At 73.6% G+C, this 23,558-nt stretch carries 23 protein-coding genes; 7 read left to right on the forward strand and 16 right to left on the reverse strand.

What is annotated here, in order from left to right; all coding sequences use genetic code 11:
* Positions 1-357 precede the first annotated feature (357 nt).
* The 3 genes from ACZ4FH_RS24420 to ACZ4FH_RS24430 form a co-directional block, all read right to left on the reverse strand.
* Positions 358-1,911: a COG1361 family protein gene (locus tag ACZ4FH_RS24420; protein WP_467307353.1), complete on the reverse strand. Its 1,554-nt coding sequence runs from the start codon at positions 1,909-1,911 to the stop codon at positions 358-360.
* A gap of 67 nt (positions 1,912-1,978) precedes the next feature.
* Positions 1,979-3,586: a VWA domain-containing protein gene (locus ACZ4FH_RS24425; RefSeq protein WP_467307355.1), complete on the reverse strand. Its 1,608-nt coding sequence runs from the start codon at positions 3,584-3,586 to the stop codon at positions 1,979-1,981.
* Positions 3,583-4,857, reverse strand: a complete 1,275-nt coding sequence (locus tag ACZ4FH_RS24430; RefSeq protein WP_467307357.1) for an AAA family ATPase — start codon at positions 4,855-4,857, stop codon at positions 3,583-3,585. The genes ACZ4FH_RS24425 and ACZ4FH_RS24430 overlap by 4 nt, the downstream gene beginning before the upstream one ends.
* A gap of 151 nt (positions 4,858-5,008) precedes the next feature.
* On the opposite strand from ACZ4FH_RS24430, the gene ACZ4FH_RS24435 reads away from it, so the two are divergent.
* Positions 5,009-5,365 (forward strand): hypothetical protein, encoded by a 357-nt coding sequence (locus ACZ4FH_RS24435; RefSeq protein ID WP_467307358.1) that lies wholly within the window; start codon positions 5,009-5,011, stop codon positions 5,363-5,365.
* Between the two features lie 189 nt (positions 5,366-5,554).
* Positions 5,555-6,340: a uracil-DNA glycosylase gene (locus ACZ4FH_RS24440; RefSeq protein WP_467307360.1), complete on the forward strand. Its 786-nt coding sequence runs from the start codon at positions 5,555-5,557 to the stop codon at positions 6,338-6,340.
* 25 nt (positions 6,341-6,365) lie between these two features.
* Here the strand turns inward: ACZ4FH_RS24440 and ACZ4FH_RS24445 are convergent, their stop codons facing one another.
* Entirely contained in the window at positions 6,366-7,070 is a 705-nt protein-coding gene (locus ACZ4FH_RS24445) for a restriction endonuclease (protein ID WP_467307361.1), read from the reverse strand.
* A gap of 155 nt (positions 7,071-7,225) precedes the next feature.
* On the reverse strand, positions 7,226-7,822 hold the full coding sequence (locus ACZ4FH_RS24450) for a TetR/AcrR family transcriptional regulator (protein ID WP_467307363.1): 597 nt from the start codon (positions 7,820-7,822) through the stop codon (positions 7,226-7,228).
* 108 nt (positions 7,823-7,930) lie between these two features.
* Here ACZ4FH_RS24450 and ACZ4FH_RS24455 point away from each other — a divergent pair, with 108 nt between their 5' ends.
* From ACZ4FH_RS24455 to ACZ4FH_RS24465, 3 genes are all read left to right on the forward strand, one after another.
* Positions 7,931-8,869, forward strand: coding sequence for a TIGR03620 family F420-dependent LLM class oxidoreductase (locus ACZ4FH_RS24455; RefSeq protein WP_467307364.1), 939 nt, complete (start codon positions 7,931-7,933; stop codon positions 8,867-8,869).
* A 159-nt stretch (positions 8,870-9,028) separates the two neighbouring features.
* Entirely contained in the window at positions 9,029-10,195 is a 1,167-nt protein-coding gene (locus ACZ4FH_RS24460; RefSeq protein ID WP_467307365.1) for a PP2C family protein-serine/threonine phosphatase, read from the forward strand.
* 21 nt (positions 10,196-10,216) lie between these two features.
* On the forward strand, positions 10,217-10,411 hold the full coding sequence (locus tag ACZ4FH_RS24465) for a hypothetical protein (protein ID WP_467307366.1): 195 nt from the start codon (positions 10,217-10,219) through the stop codon (positions 10,409-10,411).
* Between the two features lie 25 nt (positions 10,412-10,436).
* On the opposite strand, the gene ACZ4FH_RS24470 is transcribed toward ACZ4FH_RS24465, so the two are convergent.
* Positions 10,437-11,414, reverse strand: a complete 978-nt coding sequence (locus tag ACZ4FH_RS24470; RefSeq protein ID WP_467307367.1) for an aldo/keto reductase — start codon at positions 11,412-11,414, stop codon at positions 10,437-10,439.
* 103 nt (positions 11,415-11,517) lie between these two features.
* Here ACZ4FH_RS24470 and ACZ4FH_RS24475 point away from each other — a divergent pair, with 103 nt between their 5' ends.
* Positions 11,518-12,117, forward strand: coding sequence for a TetR/AcrR family transcriptional regulator (locus ACZ4FH_RS24475; protein ID WP_467307369.1), 600 nt, complete (start codon positions 11,518-11,520; stop codon positions 12,115-12,117).
* Between the two features lie 13 nt (positions 12,118-12,130).
* Here the strand turns inward: ACZ4FH_RS24475 and dmpG are convergent, their stop codons facing one another.
* Genes dmpG through ACZ4FH_RS24490 form a run of 3 tightly spaced genes read right to left on the reverse strand, consistent with a single transcriptional unit; the run spans position 12,131 to position 14,916 of the window.
* Positions 12,131-13,141 (reverse strand): 4-hydroxy-2-oxovalerate aldolase, encoded by a 1,011-nt coding sequence (gene dmpG, locus ACZ4FH_RS24480; protein ID WP_467307371.1) that lies wholly within the window; start codon positions 13,139-13,141, stop codon positions 12,131-12,133.
* Positions 13,138-14,100, reverse strand: coding sequence for an acetaldehyde dehydrogenase (acetylating) (locus tag ACZ4FH_RS24485; protein ID WP_467307372.1), 963 nt, complete (start codon positions 14,098-14,100; stop codon positions 13,138-13,140). Before ACZ4FH_RS24485 ends, dmpG begins: the two co-directional genes overlap by 4 nt.
* A 9-nt stretch (positions 14,101-14,109) precedes the next feature.
* Complete coding sequence (locus ACZ4FH_RS24490) at positions 14,110-14,916, reverse strand: 2-keto-4-pentenoate hydratase (protein WP_467307374.1); 807 nt, start codon at positions 14,914-14,916, stop codon at positions 14,110-14,112.
* A 70-nt stretch (positions 14,917-14,986) separates the two neighbouring features.
* Between ACZ4FH_RS24490 and ACZ4FH_RS24495 the strand changes: the two genes are divergently transcribed.
* Positions 14,987-15,736: an IclR family transcriptional regulator gene (locus ACZ4FH_RS24495; RefSeq protein WP_467307375.1), complete on the forward strand. Its 750-nt coding sequence runs from the start codon at positions 14,987-14,989 to the stop codon at positions 15,734-15,736.
* A 66-nt stretch (positions 15,737-15,802) separates the two neighbouring features.
* On the opposite strand, the gene ACZ4FH_RS24500 is transcribed toward ACZ4FH_RS24495, so the two are convergent.
* The 7 genes from ACZ4FH_RS24500 to ACZ4FH_RS24530 form a co-directional block, all read right to left on the reverse strand.
* On the reverse strand, positions 15,803-17,086 hold the full coding sequence (locus tag ACZ4FH_RS24500) for an FAD-dependent oxidoreductase (protein WP_467307377.1): 1,284 nt from the start codon (positions 17,084-17,086) through the stop codon (positions 15,803-15,805).
* A gap of 36 nt (positions 17,087-17,122) precedes the next feature.
* Positions 17,123-17,839 carry a maleylpyruvate isomerase family mycothiol-dependent enzyme gene (locus tag ACZ4FH_RS24505; RefSeq protein ID WP_467307378.1) on the reverse strand — a complete coding sequence of 239 codons (717 nt, stop codon included), beginning with the start codon at positions 17,837-17,839 and terminating at the stop codon, positions 17,123-17,125.
* Positions 17,836-18,663, reverse strand: coding sequence for a fumarylacetoacetate hydrolase family protein (locus ACZ4FH_RS24510; RefSeq protein ID WP_467307380.1), 828 nt, complete (start codon positions 18,661-18,663; stop codon positions 17,836-17,838). Before ACZ4FH_RS24510 ends, ACZ4FH_RS24505 begins: the two co-directional genes overlap by 4 nt.
* 2 nt (positions 18,664-18,665) lie before the next feature.
* Positions 18,666-19,826: a cupin domain-containing protein gene (locus ACZ4FH_RS24515; RefSeq protein ID WP_385109157.1), complete on the reverse strand. Its 1,161-nt coding sequence runs from the start codon at positions 19,824-19,826 to the stop codon at positions 18,666-18,668.
* Positions 19,827-19,978: 152 nt separating this feature from the next.
* Positions 19,979-20,827 carry an alpha/beta fold hydrolase gene (locus ACZ4FH_RS24520; RefSeq protein WP_467307381.1) on the reverse strand — a complete coding sequence of 283 codons (849 nt, stop codon included), beginning with the start codon at positions 20,825-20,827 and terminating at the stop codon, positions 19,979-19,981.
* Positions 20,827-21,759, reverse strand: a complete 933-nt coding sequence (locus ACZ4FH_RS24525; protein WP_467307382.1) for a VOC family protein — start codon at positions 21,757-21,759, stop codon at positions 20,827-20,829. The genes ACZ4FH_RS24520 and ACZ4FH_RS24525 overlap by 1 nt, the downstream gene beginning before the upstream one ends.
* Positions 21,760-21,786: 27 nt before the next feature.
* Positions 21,787-23,391: an FAD-dependent monooxygenase gene (locus ACZ4FH_RS24530; protein WP_467307383.1), complete on the reverse strand. Its 1,605-nt coding sequence runs from the start codon at positions 23,389-23,391 to the stop codon at positions 21,787-21,789.
* Positions 23,392-23,558 lie beyond the last annotated feature (167 nt).

Consider the following 23,558-nt stretch of genomic DNA (forward strand, 5'->3'; position numbering starts at 1 on the left):
AGAACTCCTGGTGAACGGCGCGGACTGCGGACTGTCGTGCGGAGCCTACGAGTTGGAGCACACTCTCAGTCAAGAAACCCCGGGCGCACGGCCGGTGACGCTCGGCCCGCCCCGTGACGGACGGCCGTCCGGACTCGTTGGCCCGGCATGGACTGCTTCCTCGACCTCCACGGCCCCGTTCCGGTGACGGGCGCCGCGCTGCGGGGACTGCGCCGGGTGGACACTCCGGCCCACGAGCCGGACACCTGCATGTGGTGCGTGCGGACGGACCGTTCGGAACCCCGCCGACGCGCTCTTCGAAGAAACGATCCTTCGCCGGTGACGGACACAGCGCCGCGGTGAGCCGGGCCGACCGGCTCACCGCGCTCGTCCGCGCCGGCGGCGGCGTACCAGCGCGGTCGCCGCACCCGCGACCGCGCACAGCAGGAGAACGATCGCCGCCGCCCGGTACAGCGCGGGCGTGGCCCAGGACGGACCCGGCCACACGGACACCGGAACAGCGGCGGTGTCGTTGCCGGCCGTGCCGTCGTGGCTCACGCGCCCGGACGCACCGTCCGACACGGTCACCCGCCCCGGCCCCGGGGGATGCGCCACGTCGATCCGGAGCGTGAAGGGGAAGGTGGTCGACGCCCCCGCGGATCCGGCCGGGGCCCGGCACACGTACCGGCGGGCGGCCGGCTGGCGCGCGGAAGGCTCGGTCAGCGGGGTGCCGTCGGGGGCGAGCGCCCGGCAGTCCTGGTCGATCACCTCCTCGTCGCGCTCGGCTTCGTACGGGGAGTGCACGACGGTGGTGCCCGGTGGCACGTCGAACTCGACCCGTGCCGTGGCGGGCAGCGCGCCGGGGCCCTCGTTGCGCACGCCGACGCGCACCGCGGCCCGGCTGCCGACGGGGCCGGTGACGGTACCGCCGACCGCGGCGAGGTCGGCCGCGTTGCGCACCGACACCTTCACCTCGGCCGTGCCCCGGCCGCCCGTCCCGCCGTCCTTCCCCCCGGACGTCGCGTCGGACGTCCCGTCGTCGGGAACCAGGCGGAGGCCGGGCCCGTCACCGTCCTCGTACCGCGACGCCACCTCCGGCGGAGGGACGTAGTCCGTCCCGAGCGCGGCCGCCTCGAACAGGATCCTCGGATAGGTGGCGTCGCGGTCCGCCCGCAGGATCTCGGGCGTCCGCAGCCGGTACGTGGCGCCGGGCGGGACGACGACCTCGGACGCGGGCAGCCGGCACCACGCCGATGTGCCGCCCCGGTAGCCGCAGTTGCGGTGCCGGCCGGTGAACTCCAGGCCCTCGCGCGCCGTCATGAAGAACGAGACGCCCCGGGCCGGGACGTCGCCCGTGTTGCGTACGGTGAGGGTCATCGACACCGTCCCGCCCGGGTCGACGGTGTGCGCGCCGGCGCGGGCCTCGACGGCCAGTTCGGGGGCGCCCACGACGACACGGGTGCTGCCCGTGAGCGCTCCGGGCCGGCCCGGAGCGCTCACCCGGTAGCGCAGCACCGCCGTGTCCCCGGGCGCGGCTCCCCCGGCCGCTCGCAGCCGGAACGACTGACCGCTCCGCTGCCGGGCCGTGGCGTCGTCCGGGACGGCGCAGCGGAAGACCGGCGGGTGCGCGGGGCAGGCGTCCAGGGCCGTCTCGACGGCCGCGACCCCCTTCAGCTCCGTCGCGTCGAAGGTGACGGTGGCGCCGGCCGCCCGGGTCTCCTCGACGCGCAGTCCGGCGGGGCTCTGCGGATCACGGGGGACGTACAGCACCGGGGGCACGACGAGCCCGGGTCCGGGGGGCTCGGCGCAGCCGGCCGGTCCTGCCACGAGCAGCCCCAGGAACAGGACGAGGGCGAAGGCCCGCGGCGGCCGGACGCGGACGGATCGGTCCTTCGCCCCGGCCGGGTGCCCCGGTTCCTCACGCGCGTCCACCGGCACCACCCTGCCAGGACGACATCACGTCCCCGCATCGGCCCGGTCACATCGCTCCGACGCCCCTTCAGATCAGCCGGAAGAGGCCGGCGGCGGCCCGGACGTCGGTGAGGTCGTCGACCGCGCGCAGGTTGTCGCAGAGGCGGTCCAGGACGGAGTCCTCCCCGGCGGCGTGCGGCGCGCCGACGGCCACCCCGAAGACCCGGAATCCGAGACGGCGCCGGGTGGTTCGCCAGTCGCGCAGCCACTCCTCGGTGACGGCGCACTCGTCGTCCGTGATCATCACGATGTCGCCGTGCGCGCGGCCCGTCCGGCCGTGCTCCCGGTCCAGCAGCTCCGCCGCCGCACCCAGCGGGGTCTCGTAGCTCGTGCCGCCGCCGAGGAAGGTCTCGGCGAACTCCATGACGTCGGCGGTCGCGGCCGGTTCGCCCGCGGGGAAGCGGAAGACCTGGTGCCGGCCGGGCGAGGAGAAGAGGATGCCGGCGAAGTCGCGCCGGGCGTGGCGGGCCTGGTCGAGCAGGGCGAGGGCGCAGGCCTTGGCCCAGGCCTCCCTGGTCACGCCACCGGGCCCGGCCTCGTACATGGAGTGCGAGGTGTCGACGCAGACGATGATCGCGCCCCGGCCGGTGGCTCGTTCGCCCCGGTGGTCGTAGAGCATCAGCTCGCCCGCCGCATGGCGGGCGGCGAACACGGCGCGCAGGGCTGGCAGGCCGAGGTGGGCGAGTTCGGAGGGGACGACGCGGGAGAGGTCGTCGCCCAGGGTGACGCCGACGAGTTCGCCGGAGGCGCCGCTCACCCTGCGGGACCGTTCGCCCTCGGCCATCCGGCGGAAGCGGCCGATCAGATCCGCCCAGCGGGCCAGCCGTCCGGTCCCCATCCGCCGGGCGAGGCGCAGCCGTTGGTCGAAGGGCAGGCGTTCCTTCTCCGCCGCGCCGACGCCCCAGGCGCGCAGGAGCGCGGCCTCGGTGCGGGTCGCGGTGACGGCGCGCGCCGTCGCGGTCCGCGTGGCGGCGCGGATCCCGGGCACGACAGCGGTGAGCGCCCGCTCCGCGTCACGGGCCGAGGTCCGCGCCGCTTCACCGGCCCGCTCGGCCGCGCGCACCGCCCGGTGCACGGCTTCGGCGTCGGCACCGGCCGTGGCGGCGCCCCCGACGGCGTCGCGGAGCGCGTCGGCCACGGCGGTGGCCGCCTCCGCGCCGCGGCGCTCCGCCTCCCGCGCCCGCCGCGCCAGTTCCTGTTCCCTGCCGGTCTGCTCCAGGATCCTCCGCAGCTCCGGGGCCAGGGCCAGTACGGCGAGGGCCGCCGCGCCGGGGTCGCCGGCCGCGAGCCCGCGCAGTTCGCCGAAGGCGGGCGTCTCCAGGAGCGCGGCGATGATCGCGTGGTGCGGCAGCCGTGCCGGATCCATGTCTTCGCGGGCGCGCAGACGGGGCCGGGCGGCGTGGACGGCCGTGAAGACGTCGGCGAGGAGGTCGTCCGCGCCGGGGTGGCGGGCCTCCAGTTCCGCGGCCAGTTCGCGCAGGGCCGTCGCCCGTTCGAAGGTCTCGTGCCGGGTGGCGGTGTCGAAGGGGCCGTCGGCGAGCACGGCGGCGGTGCGGTGTTCGGCGGGGGCCGACGATCGGGCCAGCCAGGGTCCGGCGCGGCGGATCAGCTCCGCCGTCTCGGGGTCCTCGCTCACGGCGTGTCCCCGGAGGCCGTGCCCACCATGTCCGTGTCGAGGCCCAGCGCCTCGGTGAGCACCCGGCTGCGCACCGCCTGCCGGCGGGCCGTCACCCGGTCGATCGTCGCGGTGGAGCGCCCCGCCCGCTCGGCCTCGCCCCGCAGTTGCTCCAGACGCGTTCCGGCCGTGGCGAGCCGCTGGTGCGCGTTCCTGATCACCCAGTCGCTCAGCGCCTCCCGGGACTGTCCGGCCATGGCGTCGAGCTGGGTCTCCAGTGCGTCGAGCATGTCGGCGAGTTCGCGCACCTCCCGGCCCCCGGGGTCGACGAGGTGGAGCACCTCGCGTGCGACGGTGGGCCGTTCGGCGGGCGTGTTCCACAGGACGTGGGTCAGGACCGGGAGGTCCTCGGCGGCGGCGGCCGTGCGCCCGTCCAGATAGGCGGAGGCCTGGAGAAGGCGAACGGCCTGCCGCCAGCGCCGGTCGGAGGCGACGACGTCCTTGCGGCGCAGGGCCGCGCGCAGGGCGCAGACCGCGTCCACGACCGGGGCGGGCACGTCCACGGCGGGCACCTCCTCCGCCACGGCGCGCCCCAGCGCGGCCAGCTCCACCGTCGTCCTGGCGGGCGGGCCGGGGCGGCTGACGGCGGAGCGGACGAGCGCGGCGAAGTTCTCGGGGTCCTCCAGGTAGCCGACCTCGATCCGGACGAGCAGCCGGTCGTAGATCGCTGCGGTGTCCTCCCCGGCGGGCAGTTCGTTGCTCGCGGTGATCGCGCCGATCAGGGGGCAGCGGACGGGTTCGCCGCCGTTCTCCGGGTGGTAGATCCGCTCGTTGAGGTAGCCCAGCGTCTCGTTGAGGGCGGCGGTGGAGCATTTGAAGATCTCGTCGATGAACGCGATGTGGGCGGTGGTCGCGCGCCCGTCGTAGACCTGGCGGTACTCGCCCCGGGCCAGGGCGGCGACGTCGATCGGCCCGAACATCCTGGTCGGGGAGGTGAACCGGGAGAGCAGGATCTCCCAGTAGGACGCTCCGTCGATCCGGCCGGTGAGTTCCCGGGCCAGTTCGGACTTGGCGGTGCCGGGCGGACCGAGCAGCAGCGAATGCTGACCGGCGAGCAGGGTGACGACCAGGGTGCGGACCACGTCGTCCCGTTCGTAGAAGCGCGCGGACAGCTCCCGGACGACGGCGCGCAGACGCGACGCGGTGGTGTGCGCGGGAGGGCCGCTCACCGGGTCCGGCCCGTCCGGCGGCCGGAGCGTGCCGCCCGTGTCCTGAATCCCGTGTGCGTCCATGACCCCACCCCGCATATGTCCGTACTCACGCGCCCTGTCCGGGTTCGGCCGGTGCGCTTCCGCCCCGTCCGGCACCCCAACGGAACCACACGCCGCACCGCTGACGTCTGGCGCAGCACAGACACGTGCCGGAGGGTGGAGCGGAAACCGCATGAAACGGGACACGAGGGCGATGTCGGACGCGGCCGGAGGAGTGGGGTGCCTCGTCGCCGGAATCGGCGCGGCAAGTGCGCCACTGGCCTGGGCGCCGCGGGCCTCGGGCAGCGTCTTCGGCGGCTTCGAGGGCGAGAACCGCGATCCGAGCGTCCTCTTCGTCGATCTCCCGCTGGTCGCGCTCGGCGGGGCGCTGCTCCCGCTGGTCGCCTGGATGCTGGCGACGCGCTGGACGGGGCGTCCCTGGGCAGCGGCGCTGATGAGTCTGGCGGCTCTCTCGCTCGGTATCTGGGGCCTGCTGGAATGGTGGGTTCCGCGGCACCCCGGAGAGGCCGGCTACGAGCCCGGCGCCTGACCGGTCCCGGCCCACCACCCGAACCGGCACGCGGGGGCGGGGAGGGCCGGGCGGCTGCCGTCCCGCCGGGCTCACCACCCGAACGGCGCCCGGAAGCGTGGCCCGCGCGGGCACGGCACCGGCTATACCTGAGCGGTGGGGCCGCGCCGCAGCGTGTGTCCGTCCGCCCCACCCGGAAGGGGTCCGGCCGTGTCGCGTGCCGAGGACCGTCCCGCGTCGGCCGCCGCCGGGGCGCGCACACCGGCGGCGCTGGACGCGCGCCTCGTGGAGTGCCGCGCCTGTCCCCGCCTCGTGGCCTGGCGCGAGGAGACCGCCCGCACCAAACGGGCCGCGTTCCGGGACTGGACGTACTGGGGGCGTCCGGTGCCCGGTTTCGGCCCGCCGGACGCGGCCCTGGTGATCGTCGGGCTGGCACCCGCCGCGCACGGCGCGAACCGGACGGGCCGGATGTTCACCGGCGACCAGGCAGGTGATCTGCTGTTCTCGACGCTGTACGGGCTCGGCCTGGCCTCGCGGCCCACCGCCACGCACCGGGGCGACGGCCTGGAGCTGTACGGGGTCAGGGTCACCGCGCCCGTGCACTGCGCGCCGCCCGGCAACCGCCCCACCACCGGGGAGCGCGACACCTGCCGTCCCTGGCTCACCGGCGAACTCCGCCTGCTGGCCCCGACGGTGCGCGCCGTCGTCGTCCTCGGCGGCTTCGGCTGGCAGGCGGCCTTCCCGGCCCTGCGGGAGGCCGGCTGGGAACCGCCCCGACCGCGCCCCGCCTTCGGCCACGGCGTCCGCACGGAACTGCGGCCCGGAGCGGCGGAGTCCCGCGCCCCGCTGTCGGTGTTCGGCTGCTACCACGTCAGCCGCCGGAACGTCTCCACCCGGCGCCTGACCCCGGCGATGCTGCGCGAGGTCCTCCTGGAGGCCGCGCTCGCGGCCGGTCTGCCCACCGCACCGGACGGCCCGTACCCCGATCCGGCCTGATCCGGCCTGAACCCGCCGGCACGCCCTACTCCTCGTGGACCCGCCGCCGGCGCGCCCGGTGCGCGGCATCGCCCTGGCCCCCGCCGTTCACCTCGGCCAGGGACAGCAGGGAGGCGCCGCTGTTCCACAGCCCGAGGTGATCGCGGTGCACGGCGATGATGCCGTGCTGGAGGGCGAAGCCCTCGGAGGGCCGGCTGAACCACGACGTCGTGACGAACACGGCCACATCGACCCCGAAGTGCACCTTGGCGCCCAGCAGATCGCGCATCTCGCGGCTGGCGATGGTGCGGGTGGGGGCGTAGCGCTTGCACTGGACGACCATGCTCCGGCCGTCGGGGAGGCGTCCGACGACATCGGCGCCGTGGTCGTTCGCGCCGCCGACCCGGCGCACACCGGTGCATCCGTCGCGCCGGCACAGCACCGCGACCTGCTCCTCGAACTCGGTGCCCGTCATCGCGTCCATCTCGGCGAGCGTCCGCCGCCCCGCCCGGATGCGGTCGTCCTGCCGCCACCGCCGGTCCCGCTCACGGATCCCCCGGTCGGTGCGCCGAAGCCACCAGGCGGATACGCCCACGGCCCCCACGACCACCGCGCCGAGGAGGTAGGGCCGGAGCGCGGACCAGAACACGATCAGCACCAGCACCCCGGCCGCCCCGCCCCGGGCCGTCCGCCGCAGCCGGGCCTCCCGTCGCCTCCGCGCGGCCGCCCCTCGTCCCCGCCGAGCCGCCATCCCCGCCGCCCCTTCCCGCACCGCACCCGTTCCGGCCCGCGAACGGGCCGGACCAGTCTGGGGCGCGCGCGGTCCGCGCGAGTAGAACGCGAAGTCGGCCACTGGCGCGAACCGGTCGCGCGGAGCGGGCCGGGACGCGTCCTCGCGGTGCCGATTCAGCCCTCGGGCGCGGGGTGCGGGCGCGCGTGCGCGGCGTCGCGCACCAGCCGCAGCAGCCGCCGGGCGGGCTCCTCGTCGCTGTCCCGGACCGTGGCGAGCGCGATTCCGGTGACCAGCCGGATCAGGTCCTCGGCGGTCAGATCGGGACGGGCGGTCCCCTCCCGTTGGGCGCGGACGAGCACCCGGCCCGCCGCCTCCAGGATCAGCCGGTGGCAGTCGAGGTCCGGCTCCCCGGCCCCGTCGACCAGCAGCGCGCCGCCGATGCCCTGGTTGGCGCGGGCGTGGGCCAGGAAGGCGTCCAGCCACCGGGCCAGGGCCTCGTCGGGTCCGTACAACGTCGAGAACGCCTCGGCCCGCTCGCAGAGGATGCGGATCCGGTCGGCGAGGACCGCCGTCAGCAGGGCGCGGCGGTTCGGGAAGTGCCGGTACAGCGTGCCGGGGCCCACTCCGGCACGGCGGGCGATCGCGTTGAGGGACGCGTCAGGACCCGCCTCGGTGAACTCCTCGTGCGCGGCGGCCACCAGACGTTCCCGGTTGAGACGCGCGTCGGTGCGCCGCGGTGGCCGTACGTCCTGACCGGGTCCGGTCGTCATCGTCCTGCCCTTCGACGGTCTCCGGTACTAGCCAAGCGGAGAAGGTCTCCGTATCGTAGCGAACCCAAACCGGAGAACCTCTCCGGTTAGTGGAATCCGGGGAGAACCATGACGGACAGCCCATCACCCGCACTCGGCCGGGTCGGAATCTGGACCTTCGCCCACGAGGGGCAGCCCGCCGCGCGCGTGAGGGAGTCCGCGGCGGAGATCGAGGAACTGGGGTACGGCGCCCTCTGGTACGGCGAGGCGTTCGGGCGGGACGCCGTGGGACAGGCGTGGCTGCTGCTCTCGGCGACCCGCCGGATGACCGTGGCGTCCGGCATCGCCAACATCGCGCTGCGCGAGCCGCGCACGACGGCGGCGGCGGAACGGACACTCGGCGAGGCCTTCCCCGGGCGCTTCGTGCTCGGCCTGGGCGGCCACCGTGTCGACGACACCGTGCACGTCGTCGACGGCTACCCGGTTCCGGGCCTCGGCCGGGCGGTGCCCACCATGCGGGCGTACCTCGCCTCGATGGACGCCTCACCCGCCCACGGCCCGCGCCCCGACCCCGCGCCGCGCCGCCTGCTCGCCGCCCTCGGCCCGAAGATGCTGGGCCTGGCCGCCGAACGCACCTGGGGCGCGCACACCTACTTCGTTCCCGTGGCACACACGGAACGGGCGCGCCGGCTCATGGGCCCCGCCGCGTTCCTCGCGGTCGAGCAGGCCGTCGTGCTCGACCGCGACGCCGGGCGGGCGCGCGAGGTGGCCACGGCCCATGTCGCCGGATATCTGCAGGCGCCGCACCAGGTCGCCAGTCTGCGCCGGCTCGGTTTCGGGGACGAGGACATCGTCGGCGGCCCGAGCCGCAGGCTGGTGGACGCGATCGTCGCGTACGGGGACCCGGAGGCGATCCGCCGACGGGTGGACCGGCACCTGGCAGCGGGCGCCGACCACGTCTGCGTGCAGGTGCTGACGGCGGATCCCTCCGCCCTGCCGCTCCAGGAGTGGCGCACCCTCGCACCCGCGCTCGTCCCGCGCCCCGGCACGCCGGACGGCACCCGGTGACCCCCGCCGGCCGCCGCTGACCGGCGCGGCTCCGGAGGGGGCGACGCCGCCTGTGCGAGCGTGGCTGTCCGAGATCCGGAACGGGGAGTTCCGGAGCAGGGACGGACAAGCGCTCCGGCCGCGGGCGAGGGCCGCGGTCCGGGGACGGTGAGGAGCGGGATGCCGGTCGGTGACGGGGTGGCCGGTTCGGGGCCGAGGGCCGGACGGGCCACCAGGATCGCGGCGCTGGGCACGGCCCTGGTGCTGTACGCCCTGGTCGTGATCCTCCAGGTGAGCACCCCGCCGTCCTCGCACATCGCCTCGGTGCTGGTCGCCATTCCCGCCGTCATCTCCTTCGGCTTCGGCCCCCGGATGATCATCGGCTCGGCGGTGGTCGCGGCCTGCACGCGCTGGCTGCTCCTGCCCGCGGAGCCCGAGCGGATCGGTTCGGTGGTCGGGACGACGGTGGTCATCTGTGTGATCGCCGCGCTCGGCTGCTTCGTCGTCCGCCGCCGGGAACGGGAGTCCGCCCGGCTTCGCCAGGTCGCCTCGGTGGCGGAGGCCGCGCAGCGGGCGGTGCTGCGTCCGCCGCCCCGGGCGCTGCGCGGATTCCGCACGGCCGCGACCTACCGCGCCGCGGCCGAGTACGCCCGCATCGGCGGTGATCTGTACGCGGTGGCGGACACCGATTTCGGAGTACGCGCCCTGATCGGCGATGTGCGCGGCAAGGGACTCGACGCGGTGTCGACCGCTGCCGCCGTGCTCGGCTCCTTCTACGAGGCCGCGTACGACCAGCCGACCCTGGGACTCCTGGCCGGCCGCCTGGACACCGGCCTGAACCGGTTCCTCCGCGACGAGGAGGCCTTCGTCACCGCCTTCCTCATCCAGATCGGCCCCGACGGCCACACCCACGCGCACTCATGCGGGCATCCCGCCTCACTCGTTCTGCACGCCGGCACCGTCCGCGAACTCCCCGCCGCACACGGCCTCCCCCTGGGCCTGCGCGGCATCGAGACCGCCCCCGCCCCGCCCGAGCCCGCTCCCCTCCCGGGCACCCGCCTCCACCCCGGCGACACCCTTCTCCTCTACACCGACGGCATCGCCGAGACCCGCGACGCCACCGGCGCGTTCTACCCCCTCACCCAGCGCCTGACGGCCCGTCTGCGCACCCACCCGCACCCCGTCGACCCGCACGACCTCCTCGACTGGCTGCTCCGCGACGCCCAGGAGTACGGCGACGACGCCGCACACGACGACGCCGCACTCCTGGCCCTCACGTGGGAAGGGGGGCCGGGCGGGGCGGGGGGACCGGCCCCGGAAGGACAACGCGGTCCCCGCCCCGCATAGGCTTCGGCCCAGGGGGTGGCCATGAACGGTCGGGACTGGGACGACGACAGCGACTACGAGGACGCGCTCCGCCGCAGTGAGCGGGCGGCGCGGTCCGGGTGGGTCGCCATCACGGGGACGCTGGGGGTTCTGGGGTGTGCGCTGGTCGTGCTCGGAGTGCTCTGCGTCGCGGCCGTGGTGGCGGGGCTGTACGTGGTGATGGCGGCGGACTCGTAGGGGGCGGCACGCGGGGGCGTGTCGGTCAGACCCAGTCGGGGACGCTTCCCTCGGTGTAGCGGGCGCCGAAGCCGCCGGTCGGGAGGACGGCGTGGATCGCGGCGAGGTCGGCCTCGGTGAGGGTGATGTCCGTGGCGGCGGCGTTCTCCTCCATGCGGGCCGCGCTGCGGGTGCCGGGGATCGGGACGATGTGCTCGCCCTGGGCCAGCAGCCAGGCGAGGGCCAGCTGGGGGACGGTGACGCCCTTGTCGGCGGCGAGGCGGGTGAGGCGGGTGACGGCCTCGGTGTTCTTCTCGAAGTTGCCGGGCTGCCAGCGGGGGTCGGTGTTGCGCATGTCGGTGGGGTCGTACGCGCCGGCGGGCTTCGCGGTGCCGGTGATGAAACCGCGGCCGAGGGGCGAGTAGGCGACGAGGCCGATGCCGAGTTCGTCCAGGGTGGGGAAGAGCTGCTCGACGTCGCGCTCGAAGAGGGAGTACTCGGTCTGGAGGACGGAGACCGGCTGGACGGCGTGGGCGCGGCGGATGGTCTGCGGGCCCGCCTCGCTGAGTCCGAAGTACTTCACCTTCCCGGCGTCGATCAGCTCCTTGACCGTGCCGGCGACGTCCTCGATCGGCACGGCGGGGTCGACGCGGTGCTGGTAGAGGACGTCGATGTGGTCGACGCCGAGGTAGCGCAGGCTGTTGTCGGCGACCCGCCGGATGTTGTCCGGGGTGCTGTCCAGGCCGAAGCCCTTCTCCTCGAAGGTGAAGCCGAACTTGGTGGCGAGGACGACCTCGTCGCGGAAGTCCTTGACGGCCTTGCCGACCAGGATCTCGTTGGAGCCGGTGCCCCAGCCGTACAGCTCGGCCGTGTCGAAGAAGGTGACGCCCAGATCGTGGGCGCGGCGGAGGGCGGCCACTCCGGCCGCCTCGTCGCCGGGGCCGTAGGCCATGGTCAGCCCCATGGCTCCGTAACCGATCGCGGAGACGGTCAGGCCCTGTGCGCCGAGTGTCCTGTGCTGCATGAGGAGCTCCCAAGGGTGTCAAACCGAACTGTTTGGTTTGACACCCTACGCGGCCCGGGGACCCGCACCAAACCGAACGGTTCGGTCGGGTAGCGTGGAACATATGTCTCCCCCGACCCGCGCGGACTCCGCCCGCGACCGCATCGTGACGGCCGCGAAAGCCGAGTTCTCCCTGCACGGGATCGCCGGAGCACGTATCGACCGGATCGCGAAGGCGGCCCGGACCAGCAAGGAACGCGTCTACGCCTACTTCCCCGGGAAGGCCGCTCTCTACCGGTTCGTCTCGGCGCAGGAGCTGGTGGCCGTCGCGGAGGCGACCCGGCTGGACCCCACCGATCTGCCCGGGTACGCCGGCCGCGTCCACGACTACTTCACCGCCCACCCCGAGCGGCACCGGCTGATGTCCTGGGGGCAATTGGAGCCGGCGGCCTCCGGCCCCCCCGCCGACGACCCGGTCCGCGACACCATGGCCCGCAAGACCGAGCGCGTGCGCGACGCCCAGGCGGCGGGTCTGCTGGACGCGGACTGGGACCCCGTCGACGTTCTCGTCCTGGTCAACCGGATCGCCACGGCCTGGGCCGACCGGCCCGACCTGCTGCCCCCGCCCGGCGAGGAACGCGACACGTTCCTCGCCGCACGCCGGGCCGCCGTCGTCAGGGCCGTCGGACGCCTCTTCCCCGCGGCCGCGAAGGACACGGCCTAGGCCGGGGCCCGTCTCAGCGGCTCGCCGCCAGGCCGAGGGCGATGTCGACGATCATGTCCTCCTGGCCGCCGACCAGGCGGCGTCGGCCGCACTCCATCAGAATGTCGCGCACATCGACCTCGTAGCGCTGCGCCGCGGCCTCCGCGTGGCGCAGGAAGCTGGAGTAGACCCCGGCATAGCCCAGCGTGAGGGTTTCGCGGTCGACGCGGACCGGGCGGTCCTGGAGCGGGCGGACGATGTCGTCGGCCGCGTCCTGGAGCTTGAACAGGTCGCAGCCGTGCTCGAAGTCCGCGAGGTTGGCGACGGCGATGAACGCCTCGATGGGGCAGTTGCCCGCACCGGCCCCGTGGCCGGCGAGCGAGGCGTCGACGCGTCGGACGCCGTTCTCGACCGCGACGACGGAGTTGGCGACGGAGAGCGAGAGGTTCTCGTGGGCGTGGATGCCGATCTCGGTCTCCGGGTCGAGCACGTCGCGGTAGGCGCGCACCCGGGCGGCGACGTCCTTCATCGTCAGCCGGCCGCCGGAGTCGGTGACGTAGACGCAGTGGGCGCCGTACGACTCCATCAGCGCGGCCTGCTTCGCGAGTTCCGCGGGCTCGGCCATGTGGGAGAGCATCAGGAAGCCGGAGACGTCCATGCCCAGCTCGCGGGCGGCGGCGATGTGCTGCGCGGAGATGTCGGCCTCGGTGCAGTGGGTGGCCACGCGCACGGAGCGGACCCCGAGGTCGTAGGCGTGCTTCAGCTCGTCGATGGTGCCGACGCCCGGCAGGAGCAGCGTGGTGAGGCGGGCGCGCTCCAGCACGGAGGCGGCGGCCTCGATCCACTCCCAGTCGGTGTGCGAACCGGGGCCGTAGTTGAGGGAGCCGCCGGCGAGTCCGTCGCCGTGCGCGACCTCGATCGCGTCGACGCCGGCCTCCTCCAGGGCCACGACGATGCGCTTGACGTCGTCGGGGGTGATGCGGTGCCGGACTGCGTGCATGCCGTCGCGGAGGGTGACGTCCTGGACAAAGATCGGGGTGCTCACTTCGTGGCCTCCTTCGCGGCGGCGATCTTCTCGGCCATCTGCACCGCGGCCGAGGTCATGATGTCGAGGTTCCCGGCGTACGCCGGGAGGTACATGCCCGCGCCCTCGACCCTGAGGAAGACCGACACCTGGTGCGTCGGCCGCGCGGTCGCGCCTTCGGCCAGCAGGGTCTCCACGGGCTGGTCGGCCGGGATCGCGGTGATCTGGACGTCCTGGACCATCCGGTAGCCCGGGACGTACCCCGAGACCTCGGCGACCATCGCGAGGACCGATTCGGTGATCCGCGCCTTGGCGCTCTCGCCCTCCTCGCCCTCGGGGAGGGTGACCAGGGCGAGGACCGTGTCGCGCATCATCAGCGGCGGTTCGGCCGGGTTGAGGATGATGATCGCCTTGCCCCGCTCGGCGCCCCCGACCCGCACGATCGCCTCGGAGGTCGTCTCGGTGAACTCGTCGATGTTGGCCCGGGTGCCGGGGCCGGCCGACTTGGAGGCGATGGAGGCGACGATCTCGGCGTACGCCACCGGCACCACCCGGCTGATCGCGGCGACGACCGGGATCGTCGCCTGGCCGCCGCAGGTCACCATGTTGACGTTCGGCGCGTCGAGGTGCTCCTCCAGGTTGACCGCCGGGATGACGTACGGGCCGATCGCGGCCGGCGTCAGGTCGATCATGCGGATGCCGAGCGGGCGCAGCTTCTCGTCGTTGGCGCGGTGCGCACCGGCCGAGGTGGCGTCGAAGACGATGCCGATCTCGTCGATCTGCGGCGACTTCAGCAGTCCGTCCACGCCTTCGTGGGTGGTCTCGAAGCCGAAACGGGCGGCGCGGGCCAGACCGTCGGAGGCCGGGTCGATGCCGACCATGACCCCCATGTCGAGGTGGTGCGCGTTGCGCATGATCTTGATCATGAGGTCGGTGCCGATGTTGCCCGACCCGATGATGGCGACCTTCGTCTTGCTCATCGTGGTTCCTTACGCGGAGAAGGTGACCGACACCGTGCCGAGGCCGGTGACGGTGGCGTGGACGGCGGCGCCCGGCGTCACGGGGCGCATCGGGCCGAGGGCGCCGGAGAGGACGATCTGGCCGGCCCGGAGCGGATCGCCCAGCTCGCGGGCCCGGCGGGCGAGCCAGACGACCGCGTTGACCGGGTCGCCGAGGCAGGCGGCGCCGCTGCCGGTGGAGACGGTCTCGCCGTCGACGGTCATGGTCATCGCGGCGGCGACGGGGTCGAAGTCCGTGAGCGGGACGCGGTGCGTGCCGAGGACGTAGCCGCCGGCCGAGGCGTTGTCGGCGACCGTGTCGCCGAAGCTGATGTCCCAGTCGGCCACCCGGCTGCCGCAGATCTCGATGGCGGCGACGGCGTGGTCGACGGCGGCGCGGACCTGGGCGTCGTCGAGCGGTCCCTCGGCGAGGTCGGCGCCGAGGACGAAGGCGATCTCTGCCTCGACGCGCGGCTGGAGGACCGCGCCGGCCGGTACGGCCGAGCCGTCGGCGTACTCCATGTCGTCGAAGAGGACGCCGAAGTCGGGCTGGCCGACGCCGAGCTGCCGCTGCACGGCCTCGGAGGTGAGACCGATCTTCCGGCCGACGACGGCGGCACCGGACTCGATCCGCTCGGCGGTGAGCAGCCGCTGCACGGCGTACGCGGCGGCGACGTCGTCGCGGCCGATCAGGTCGCGCACGGGGGCGGCGGGGGTGCCGGTGGCGGCGGCGTCACGGAGCCGGGCCGCGGCGGCGGCGATGCTGTCGGTCCCGACAGTGGGGTGGTTCTGGGGCATGTCGTCCAATCTGCGGTACGGGACGAGGGGAACTCCACGCCGACGTTCCACTCAGCGGTACGCTCTTTTCATGGAGGACAGCGACACCGTCCTGGGCAAGGCACTGGGCATCCTGCGGGCGTTCGGCCCGGCCGACTCCGTGCTGCCGCTCGCCGAGCTGGTGCGGCGCACGGGCCTGGCGAAGGGCACCGTCCACCGCGTCGCGGGTGATCTGGTCCACCACCGGCTGCTCGACAAGACCGACCACGGCTACCGGCTCTCCGGGGGCCTGTTCGAGCTGGGCCTGCGGGCCGCCACCGAACGGACCCTGCTGGAGGTGGCCATGCCCTTCCTCCAGGATCTCTACGAACGCACCCATGAGACGGTGCATCTGGGTGTGCGCGAGGGCCACGAGGTCGTGTACGTCGCGAAGATCGGCGGGCACCGCCAGGCCAAGGCGCCCTCCCGCACCGGCGGACGGATGCCGATGCACTGCACGGCCATCGGCAAGGTGCTGCTGGCGTACGCCGGGGAGGACGAGCGGACCGCCGTGCTGACGGCCCCGCTCGAACGCCGCACCCCGCACACGGTGATCGCGCCGGGCCTGCTGCGCCGGCAGCTCGTGAAGGCGGTGGAGACCGGGGTCGCCTACGAGCACGAGGAGTCGACGCCCGGTCTGCTCTGCGTCGCCGCGCCGGTCCTCGCGCCGGACGGGCAGACGGCGGTCGCCGCGATCAGCGTGACCGGCCCGGTCGGCCGTTTCCGCCCCGAGTCCCACGCCAACGCCGTACGGGCGGCGGCCACCGCCCTGGGCTCCACCCTCGCCCGCAGACGTCCCTGAAACGGGCACCGGCCGGGTGCGACGCGCAGCGCGTCGCACCCGGCCGGCGGACCGGGGCGGGGGTGCTCAGGCCGCCTGCTCCTCGGCGGGCGCCGAGGCGAGCGGGATCGGCGTGAACATCTCGGGCTCCTCGTCCGGGGTCAGCGCGGTCGGACCGTACACCCAGTCGGTGAAGGAGTAGTCGTCGACGGCCCGCGCCCGCATGATCGCGTTGCGCCGGAGCCGGGACTCCCCGTCCAGGTGCCACAGCTCGCCCCAGGCGCGCGCCGTCGTCTGCACCCGGCGGCAGTGCTCGACGCGGACCGCCTCGTACGCGGCCAGCGCGCCGTCCCAGTCCGGGGCGGTGCCCTCCGGGGCGGCCCCGGCCATCCGCGCGTAGTGCCGGGCGAGCACCCAGCCGTCCTCGATGGCCATGATCGCGCCCTGCGCCATGTACTGGAGCGGCGGATGCGCGGCGTCGCCGAGCAGGGCGATCCGGCCGTGCACCCAGGTCTCGATCGGCTCCCGGTCGAACATCCGCCACCAGCGGTCCCGCCACATCAGCGGAATGCCCTTGGTCACGGGCCCGCAGCTGCCCTCGAAGGCGCCGTCGAGCTCGTCGGGGGTGCCCCAGTCCTCCTCGCCGGCCAGGGCCTTGGGCGACTCGAACACGGCGACCTGGTTGAACATCTCGCCGCCGCGCAGCGCGTACTGCACGAAGTGACGGCGCGGGCCGACGTACACGGTGACGTCGTTCTCCGCGATGTCGTTGTCCCTGACCTGCTCGATCGGTACGGCCGCGCGGTAGGCGACGTACGAGGAGTTGACCACGTCGTCGCCGATGAGCCCGCGCCGGGCCACGGAGTGCAGCCCGTCGGCGGCGACGACCAGCGGGGCGGACTCGACGCGGCCGTCCTTCAGCAGGACGCGGGCGCCGTTCTCCGTGTTCTCGTAGCCGACGACGACCTGGTCGTTCAGCAGTTCCACACCGGCGCGGCGGCAGGCCCGCAGGAAGATGCCGTGCAGGTCGCTGCGGTGGATGACCATGTACGGGAAGCCGTAGCGGCGCTCCAGGTCGCGCAGGTCGAGCCGGGTCAGCTCCCGGGAGTCGACGGCGTCCCGCATGACCATGTTCTCCGGGACGACGCCCAGGTCCTTGGCCTCGTCCAGCAGGCCGTACTCGGCGAGGATGCGGGTGCAGTTGGGGGCGATCTGCAGGCCGGCGCCGACCTCGCCGTACTCCGGGGCCTGTTCGAGGACGCGGACCCGCAGCCCCTGGCGGGACAGGGCGAAGGCGGTGGAGAGGCCGCCGATGCCACCGCCGACCACGAGGACGTCGGGCTGTCCGGCAGGCGTGGGTTCAGGGTTCATGAGCTGTTCCTTGCGTGTACGGGGCGGGCCCCGGGTTCAGAGCCAGGCACCCAGCGCGGGGGCGGGGGTCCCGTCCTCGGCGCGGAGGCCGGTGTCGCGTCCGGTGAGGTAGGCCGCGATGTCGTGCAGCGCGCCGGTGACCGGGACGGGGTCGCCGTCACCGGGCAGGTCCCAGGCGGCACCGGCCGGGGTCCGCAGGGCCACGGCCGGGCCGGGGGCGGCGGCGCGCTTGGCGGTGACGTCGTCGCACAGGGCGGCGAGGAAGTCGGCCGGGAGTCCGTCGAACGAGACGCCGTTCGCCAGGTCGACGGCGTGGACGCACACCTCGCGGGAGCGCATCCAGGGCAGTTCGGTGGCGGGGACCGTGCGGCCCTGGGCGGTGACGACCTCGTGGAGCCACTGCTCCTCGGTGAGCCGGTCCATGCCCGCCTCCAGCGCGTCCGCGGAGCGGCGCAGCCAGGCGGTGAGCCGGCCGGCCGGGAGGGCGCGGCCGCGTTCGATGCCGGCGGCGCGGTCCTCGGGCGAGGCGTACATCGGGGTGGGTTCGCCGGTGGCGGCCCAGTGGACCAGGTTGGACAGGGCCTCGGCGTTGGCGGCGACGTGCGCGGCGACGTGGGCGCGGCTCCAGCCGGGCAGGGCGCTCGGCGCGGCGTATCCGGCGTCGTCGAGACCGGCGACGGCGTCGAAGGTCAGCTCGGCGCCGATCAGGGCCCAGCGGCGGGCGTCGTCGAAGGTGCGGGCGGTGCGTGTCACGACGCGACGACCTCGTTGGCGCAGGCGCCGAGGCCGGTGATCTCGGTGACCACGTGCTGGCCGGGGAGCAGGAAGACCTTGGGGTCACGGGCGTTGCCGACGCCGGCCGGGGTGCCGGTGGCGATGATGTCGCCCGGCCGCAGGGTGATGACGGTGGAGATGTACTGCACGAGGAAGACCGGGTCGAAGAGCAGCGTGCCGGTGTCGTCCTGCTGCATGACCTGGCCGTCGACGACCGTCCTGACCTCCAGGGCGGGGCGGACGCCGCCGACCTCGTCGGGGGTGACGACGTAGGGGCCGACCGGGGTGGTCGCCTCCCAGATCTTGCCCTGGGTCCACTCGATGGTGCGGAACTGCCAGTCGCGCACCGAGATGTCGTTCATGACGGTGAAGCCGGCGATGGCGTCGGCGGCCTGCTGCTCGTCGGCGCGGCGGACCTCCTTGCCGATCACGACGGCCAGCTCGACCTCCCAGTCGAAGGCGTCGGTCTCGGCCGGCTTGACGATGGGGTCGTTGGCACCGATCAGGGTCTCGGCGAACTTCGGGAAGAGCGTGGGGTAGGAGGGCAGTTCCCGGCCCATCTCCTTGATGTGGTTGGTGTAGTTGTGGCCGACGCAGACGACCTTGGAGGGGTTCGGGACGACCGGGGCGAAGTCCGCGCCCTCGACCGGGTAGGTGGGGCCGGTCGCGGCGGCGGCCCTGGTCTGCCAGTCGCTCTCGGCGAACAGCGCGCCCAGGTCGGTGCGGCCGAGGTCGACGTGGACGTCGCCGTCGAGGCGGACCGCCCGGGTGCCGTCGGGGGTGCGGAGGGTGGCGAGCTTCATGGTCAGGCGTCCTTCTGGGTGCGGTTGAGCCGGAGCGCCTCGAAGACGGGCGCGTCGGAGAAGCGGAAGAGGTCGAGGGCGCCGGAGTCCGAGTCGGTCCCGCCGGCCTCGGACCGGGCGGAGAACGGCTCCCACGACGGGACGACGAACAGGTCGCCGCGGCTGACCGTCCAGGACTTCTCTCCGACGGTCACGACTCCGGAGCCGTCGAAGACCTGGTAGACGGAGGAGCCGGTCTCGCGCACGGGCGCGGTCTCGGCGCCGCGGGCGACCCGGTGGAACTCCGCGCGGAGGGTGGGCAGCACGTCGGTGCCGTCGTGCGGGTTGGAGTAGCGCACGGCCGCGTGGCCGGGCTCGACGGTGCCGCCGTAGCCCTCCTTCTCCAGCAGCAGCTGGTCGTTCAGGGCGGCGTCGGTGTACTCCCACTTGTAGGAGAGCAGCGGGCTGCCCGGGGTGGCGGGGGCGGCCGACAGCGGGCGCAGTCCCGGGTGGCCCCACAGGCGCTCGGAGCGCGAGCGCTCCGGGGTGATCCGTTCGGCGTCACCGATCTCGTCGCGGCCGAACTCGAAGAACTGCGCCTCGGTGACGTACTGGAAGGGGATGTCCAGGCCGTCGATCCAGGCCATCGGCTCGGAGGTGGCGTTGTGGTGGGCGTGCCAGTTCCAGCCGGCCTGCGGGAGGAAGTCGCCGCGGTTCATCGGGACCGGGTCGCCGCCGACGACCGTCCAGACGCCGGAGCCCTCGACGACGAAGCGGAAGGCGTGCTGGGTGTGGCGGTGCTCGGGGGCGTCCTCCCCCGGCATCAGGTACTGGATGGCCGCCCACAGGGTGGGGGTGGCGAAGGGCCGGCCGCCGAGGGAGGGGTTGGCCAGCGCGATCGCACGGCGTTCGCCGCCGCGGCCGACCGGGACGATGTCGCCGGCCTGTGCGGCCAGCTCGCGCAGCCGCTGCCAGCGCCACAGGTGCGGGACGGCGCGGGAGCGCGGGTGGGCCGGCATGAGGTCGCCGATCTCGGTCCACAGCGGGACGAGCAGCTCGTTCTCGAAACCCCGGTACAGCTCTTCGAGGGCCGGGGTGACCTCGGGCTGCCCCTCCGCGGCGACGGCCTGCAGCCGCACCGGGGAGCCCGAGGCGATGTCATGGGCGAGGGAGGAGTGAGTCACAGCCACAGCGTGCGTCGTTTCTCTTTGAAGAACACGTGGATTCTGTAGAGCAGAACCGTGGGGGAAGAAGGGCCGTGGAACGGGCGGGGGGCCCGTACGGCACCGCCGGGACAGCGGTGTCGTACGGGCCCCCCGCCCGGTCGGCCGGTGGTTCAGTTGTGGGCGACGAAGTCGGTGACCAGCCGGTTGAACTCGTCGGCGTGCTCGATCATGGCCCAGTGGCCGCAGTGGTTGAGGACCACCAGACGGCTGTGGGGGATGCTCGCCAGCAGGAACAGCGAGTTCTCGTACGAGACGACGCGGTCGTCGCGGCCGTGGATGAGCAGGGTCGGCACCGTGATGCCGGACAGCAGCTCCGGCTTGACCCATATCGGCAGCGGGGCGCCCTGGGGCAGGCCGTCGACGTAGTTGCGCAGGTGCTCGGGGCGGGCGAGCGCGGCGTCGGAGCGGGCCCGGCACAGCTCGGGGGTCGCGAACCGGGCCTTGTCGAAGACCATGATCTCGACGAGCCGGCGCATGTTCTCCGGGCTGGCGTCGCGGTAGGCCTCGATGAGGACCTTGAGGCCTTCGGAGGGGCCGTCGCCGGCGCCGAAGAGCGTGGGCAGCCGCATGCCGACCGGCGGGCCCATGGTGACCAGGTGGGTGATGCGCTCGGGGTGCTCGGTGGCCAGGCGGAGCGAGGTCTGGCCGCCCATGGAGTTGCCGACGAAGGCGGCCTTGTCGATGCCGAGGGTGTCCATGAACTGGATCGCGGCGTCGACGTGGTCGAGCCGGTCGACCGTGGCGGCGTCCGACTCGCCCCAGCCGGGCATGTCGACGGCGTACACGTGGAAGTGCTCGGCCAGGGCCTCGATGTTGCCGGCGAAGTTGCTCCAGCCGGTGGCGCCGGGGCCGCTGCCGTGGAGCAGGACGAGGGGGTGGCCGGAGCCCGCCTCGTAGTAGCGGAGCGTCCAGTCGGCGGTCCGGACGGTGCGGGCGATGTCTCGCGGGTCGAGCGCCATCAGTGGTTCTCCTCCATCGGGTTCGGTGCGGCGGCGAGGAGTCCGGCGACGACGCCCGGTGCGCGGTGGCCCCAGCTGTGCAGCCGGTCGAGCGTCTTCACCTCCCAGGTCGCGTCGTCGATGATCAGTCCGCCCCAGCCGTACTCGATGCTGAAACCGGACGGCGTGAAGACGTAGAAGCTGAACATCTGGTCGTTCGGGTGCATGCCGAGCGTCATCTCGAAGGGCTGCTCGGCATCCATGCACCGGTCGTAGGCCAGTCCGACGTCGCGGATGTCGGTGACCTCGACCATGAAGTGGTGGGTCTTCTTCGGCGACGGGAGGTCCCCGAAGGCGACGGTGTGGTGGCGGCCGTTGCAGTGGAGGAAGATCAGGTCGGCGAAGACGCCCGGGGCGAGCTCCTCGACGATCATGTCGCTGATCCGGAAGCCGAGCAGGTCCATGTAGAAACCCAGGTAGGTCTCCCGGGAGACGCCGTGGGCCAGCAGGACCTGGTGGCCGGCGCCGCCGGCGCCGGTCACGAAGTCGCCGAGCAGCGAGGCGGACGCGAACGGGGTGGCGGCGTCGGCCAGGCCGTTGACCAGCTCGATCCGGTTGCCCATCGGATCGGTGGTGAGGAAGATCCGGTCCACCTTGCGGGCGGCGGCGAGTGCCGCGTCGCCCTCGGTGACCTCGACGCCGGCCGCGCGGACCTTCTCGACCAGGGCGTCGAGCGCGTCCGCGCCCTCCACCTCGTAGCCGGTGGCCACCAGATCGTCGGCCGGACCCTCGGTGACGACCCAGCGGTGGGCCTTCTCGTCGGTACGCAGCGTGAATCCGTCCGCCGTCCGCTCACCGAGCTGCATGCCGAGCAGGCCGACACCGAAGTGCTCCCAGTCGGCGAGGCCGCTCACCTCGTAGACGACGTATCCGAGTTCCTTGACACCGGACAATGTCTTGCTCCTTCTTCGGGTACGGGATCAGACGGTGGGCACGGCGAGGCCGTGGGTGTCGGCGGCGGCGACGAACCGGTCGGGCCGGACCGCGATGACCCGGGCGCCGTACCGGCGCATCCAGGGCAGGAGGACCTCGTCCAGGTCGACCAGCTCGTCCGGTCCCTCGGTGTGGGAGGTCTTCGGGCGCACCGCGCGGTAGTGGGCGCCGAGCGCGTCCCAGCCGGCCTTCTCCTCGGCGGACAGCACGTCGGCCGGGTCGACCTCGTCGCCGAGCAGCACGAAGTGGTGGCCGAGGTGGTGGTCCAGGCGGGCCATGCGGCCGGCGGTGTCGCCGGTGACCGGCTGCGGGACCATGCGGCCGATGACGCTGGCGTCACCGGTCTCGCCGCGGATCCAGCCGACGGCCAGGACGGGCGGGGCGGTGAGCGGCGGCTCGAAGGGGGTGACCGTGCCCTCGGGCACGGCGTTCATCTCGGCCTGCTCCTCCTCGGTGGCCTCCTGCTTGATGACCCGGCCGAGGCCGACCGCGAGGCCGGTGCAGAAGGCGGCGCTGGGGCGCCGCTCCGCCTCGTAGGTGTCGAGCCAGCTCTCGGGCAGCTCGCCCTTGAGCACACCGGCGATCTTCCAGCCGAGGTCGTGGGCGTCGCGCATGCCGGTCTGCATCCCCGCACCGGCCCACGGCGGCATCAGGTGCGCGGCGTCGCCGGCCAGGAACACGCGTCCCTGGCGGAAGGTGTCGGCCATCCGGACGTGGTGCTGGTAGAAGGCGTGCTGATGGATCTCGACGTCGTCCTCGGAGACGCCGAGGGCCTTGAGCAGCGGCCAGATCTCGGCGCTCGTCGGATAGTCCGCGGGGGTCTCGTCGGGCTTGAGCGGGATCTCCCAGCGGTGGTTGCCGGCCGACAGCGCGATGTCGACGACGGGGCGCTCCCTGTCGGACCAGAAGGTCAGGAAGTCGCGGTCGGGCCACCAGCGCTTGACGTGGCAGTCGACGACGACCCAGGTGACGTTGTCGGTGTCGCCCAGCAGCGTGCAGCCGATCCGGCCGCGGGTGGCGCTGCTGCCGCCGTCGGCGCCGATCGCGTAGCGGGTGCGCGTGGTGCGGGTCTCCCCGTCGTGGGTGGAGGTGAGCGTGACGCCGTCGGCGTCCTGCTCGATGCCGGTGACCTCGGAGCCGTAGTGGACGGTGACGAGGTCGTCGTACCCGTCCCGGACGGCCGCGCGGAGTTCGGCCTCCATCGTCGGCTGGTAGATGTTGTAGAAGCGCGGGGTGCGGCCGAGGGTCGACGGCGGGTGCTCGATCCGCTGGTAGATGTTGTAGAAGCGCGGGGTGCGGCCGAGGGTCGACGGCGGGTGCTCGATCCGCATGATCTCGGTGCGGTCGTACGTCATCCAGCGCAGGGCGCGCTGCGGATCGATCACCTTCTCGACCCGCTCGTCGATGCCGAGGTCCTGGAAGATCCGCATCGTCCAGTCGTTCACGGTCACGGCACGCGCCCGGGAAAAGATGTCCCGGTCCCGTTCGAAGGCGACGGCGGAGATGCCGTACCGGGCGAGGGCGAGAGCGGCGATCACACCGGTCGGCCCATAGCCGACAATCGCGACATCAGCGTCAAATCTTTTGGTCATGCGCTGACTCCGTTGTGCACGCAAAGACGGGAAGGTTTTGGACCGAGCGGTCGGTACATTCCGAAGGTAACAGCGCCCCCGCGCAGCCCGTCAAGGGGCTCTGGCCAGGGATTTTCCACACATACGGAACGGAGACCCCGCCGGGGAGCCCCTCGGGATCGCATAGA

This window comes from Streptomyces sp. NPDC024555 (assembly GCF_055559335.1).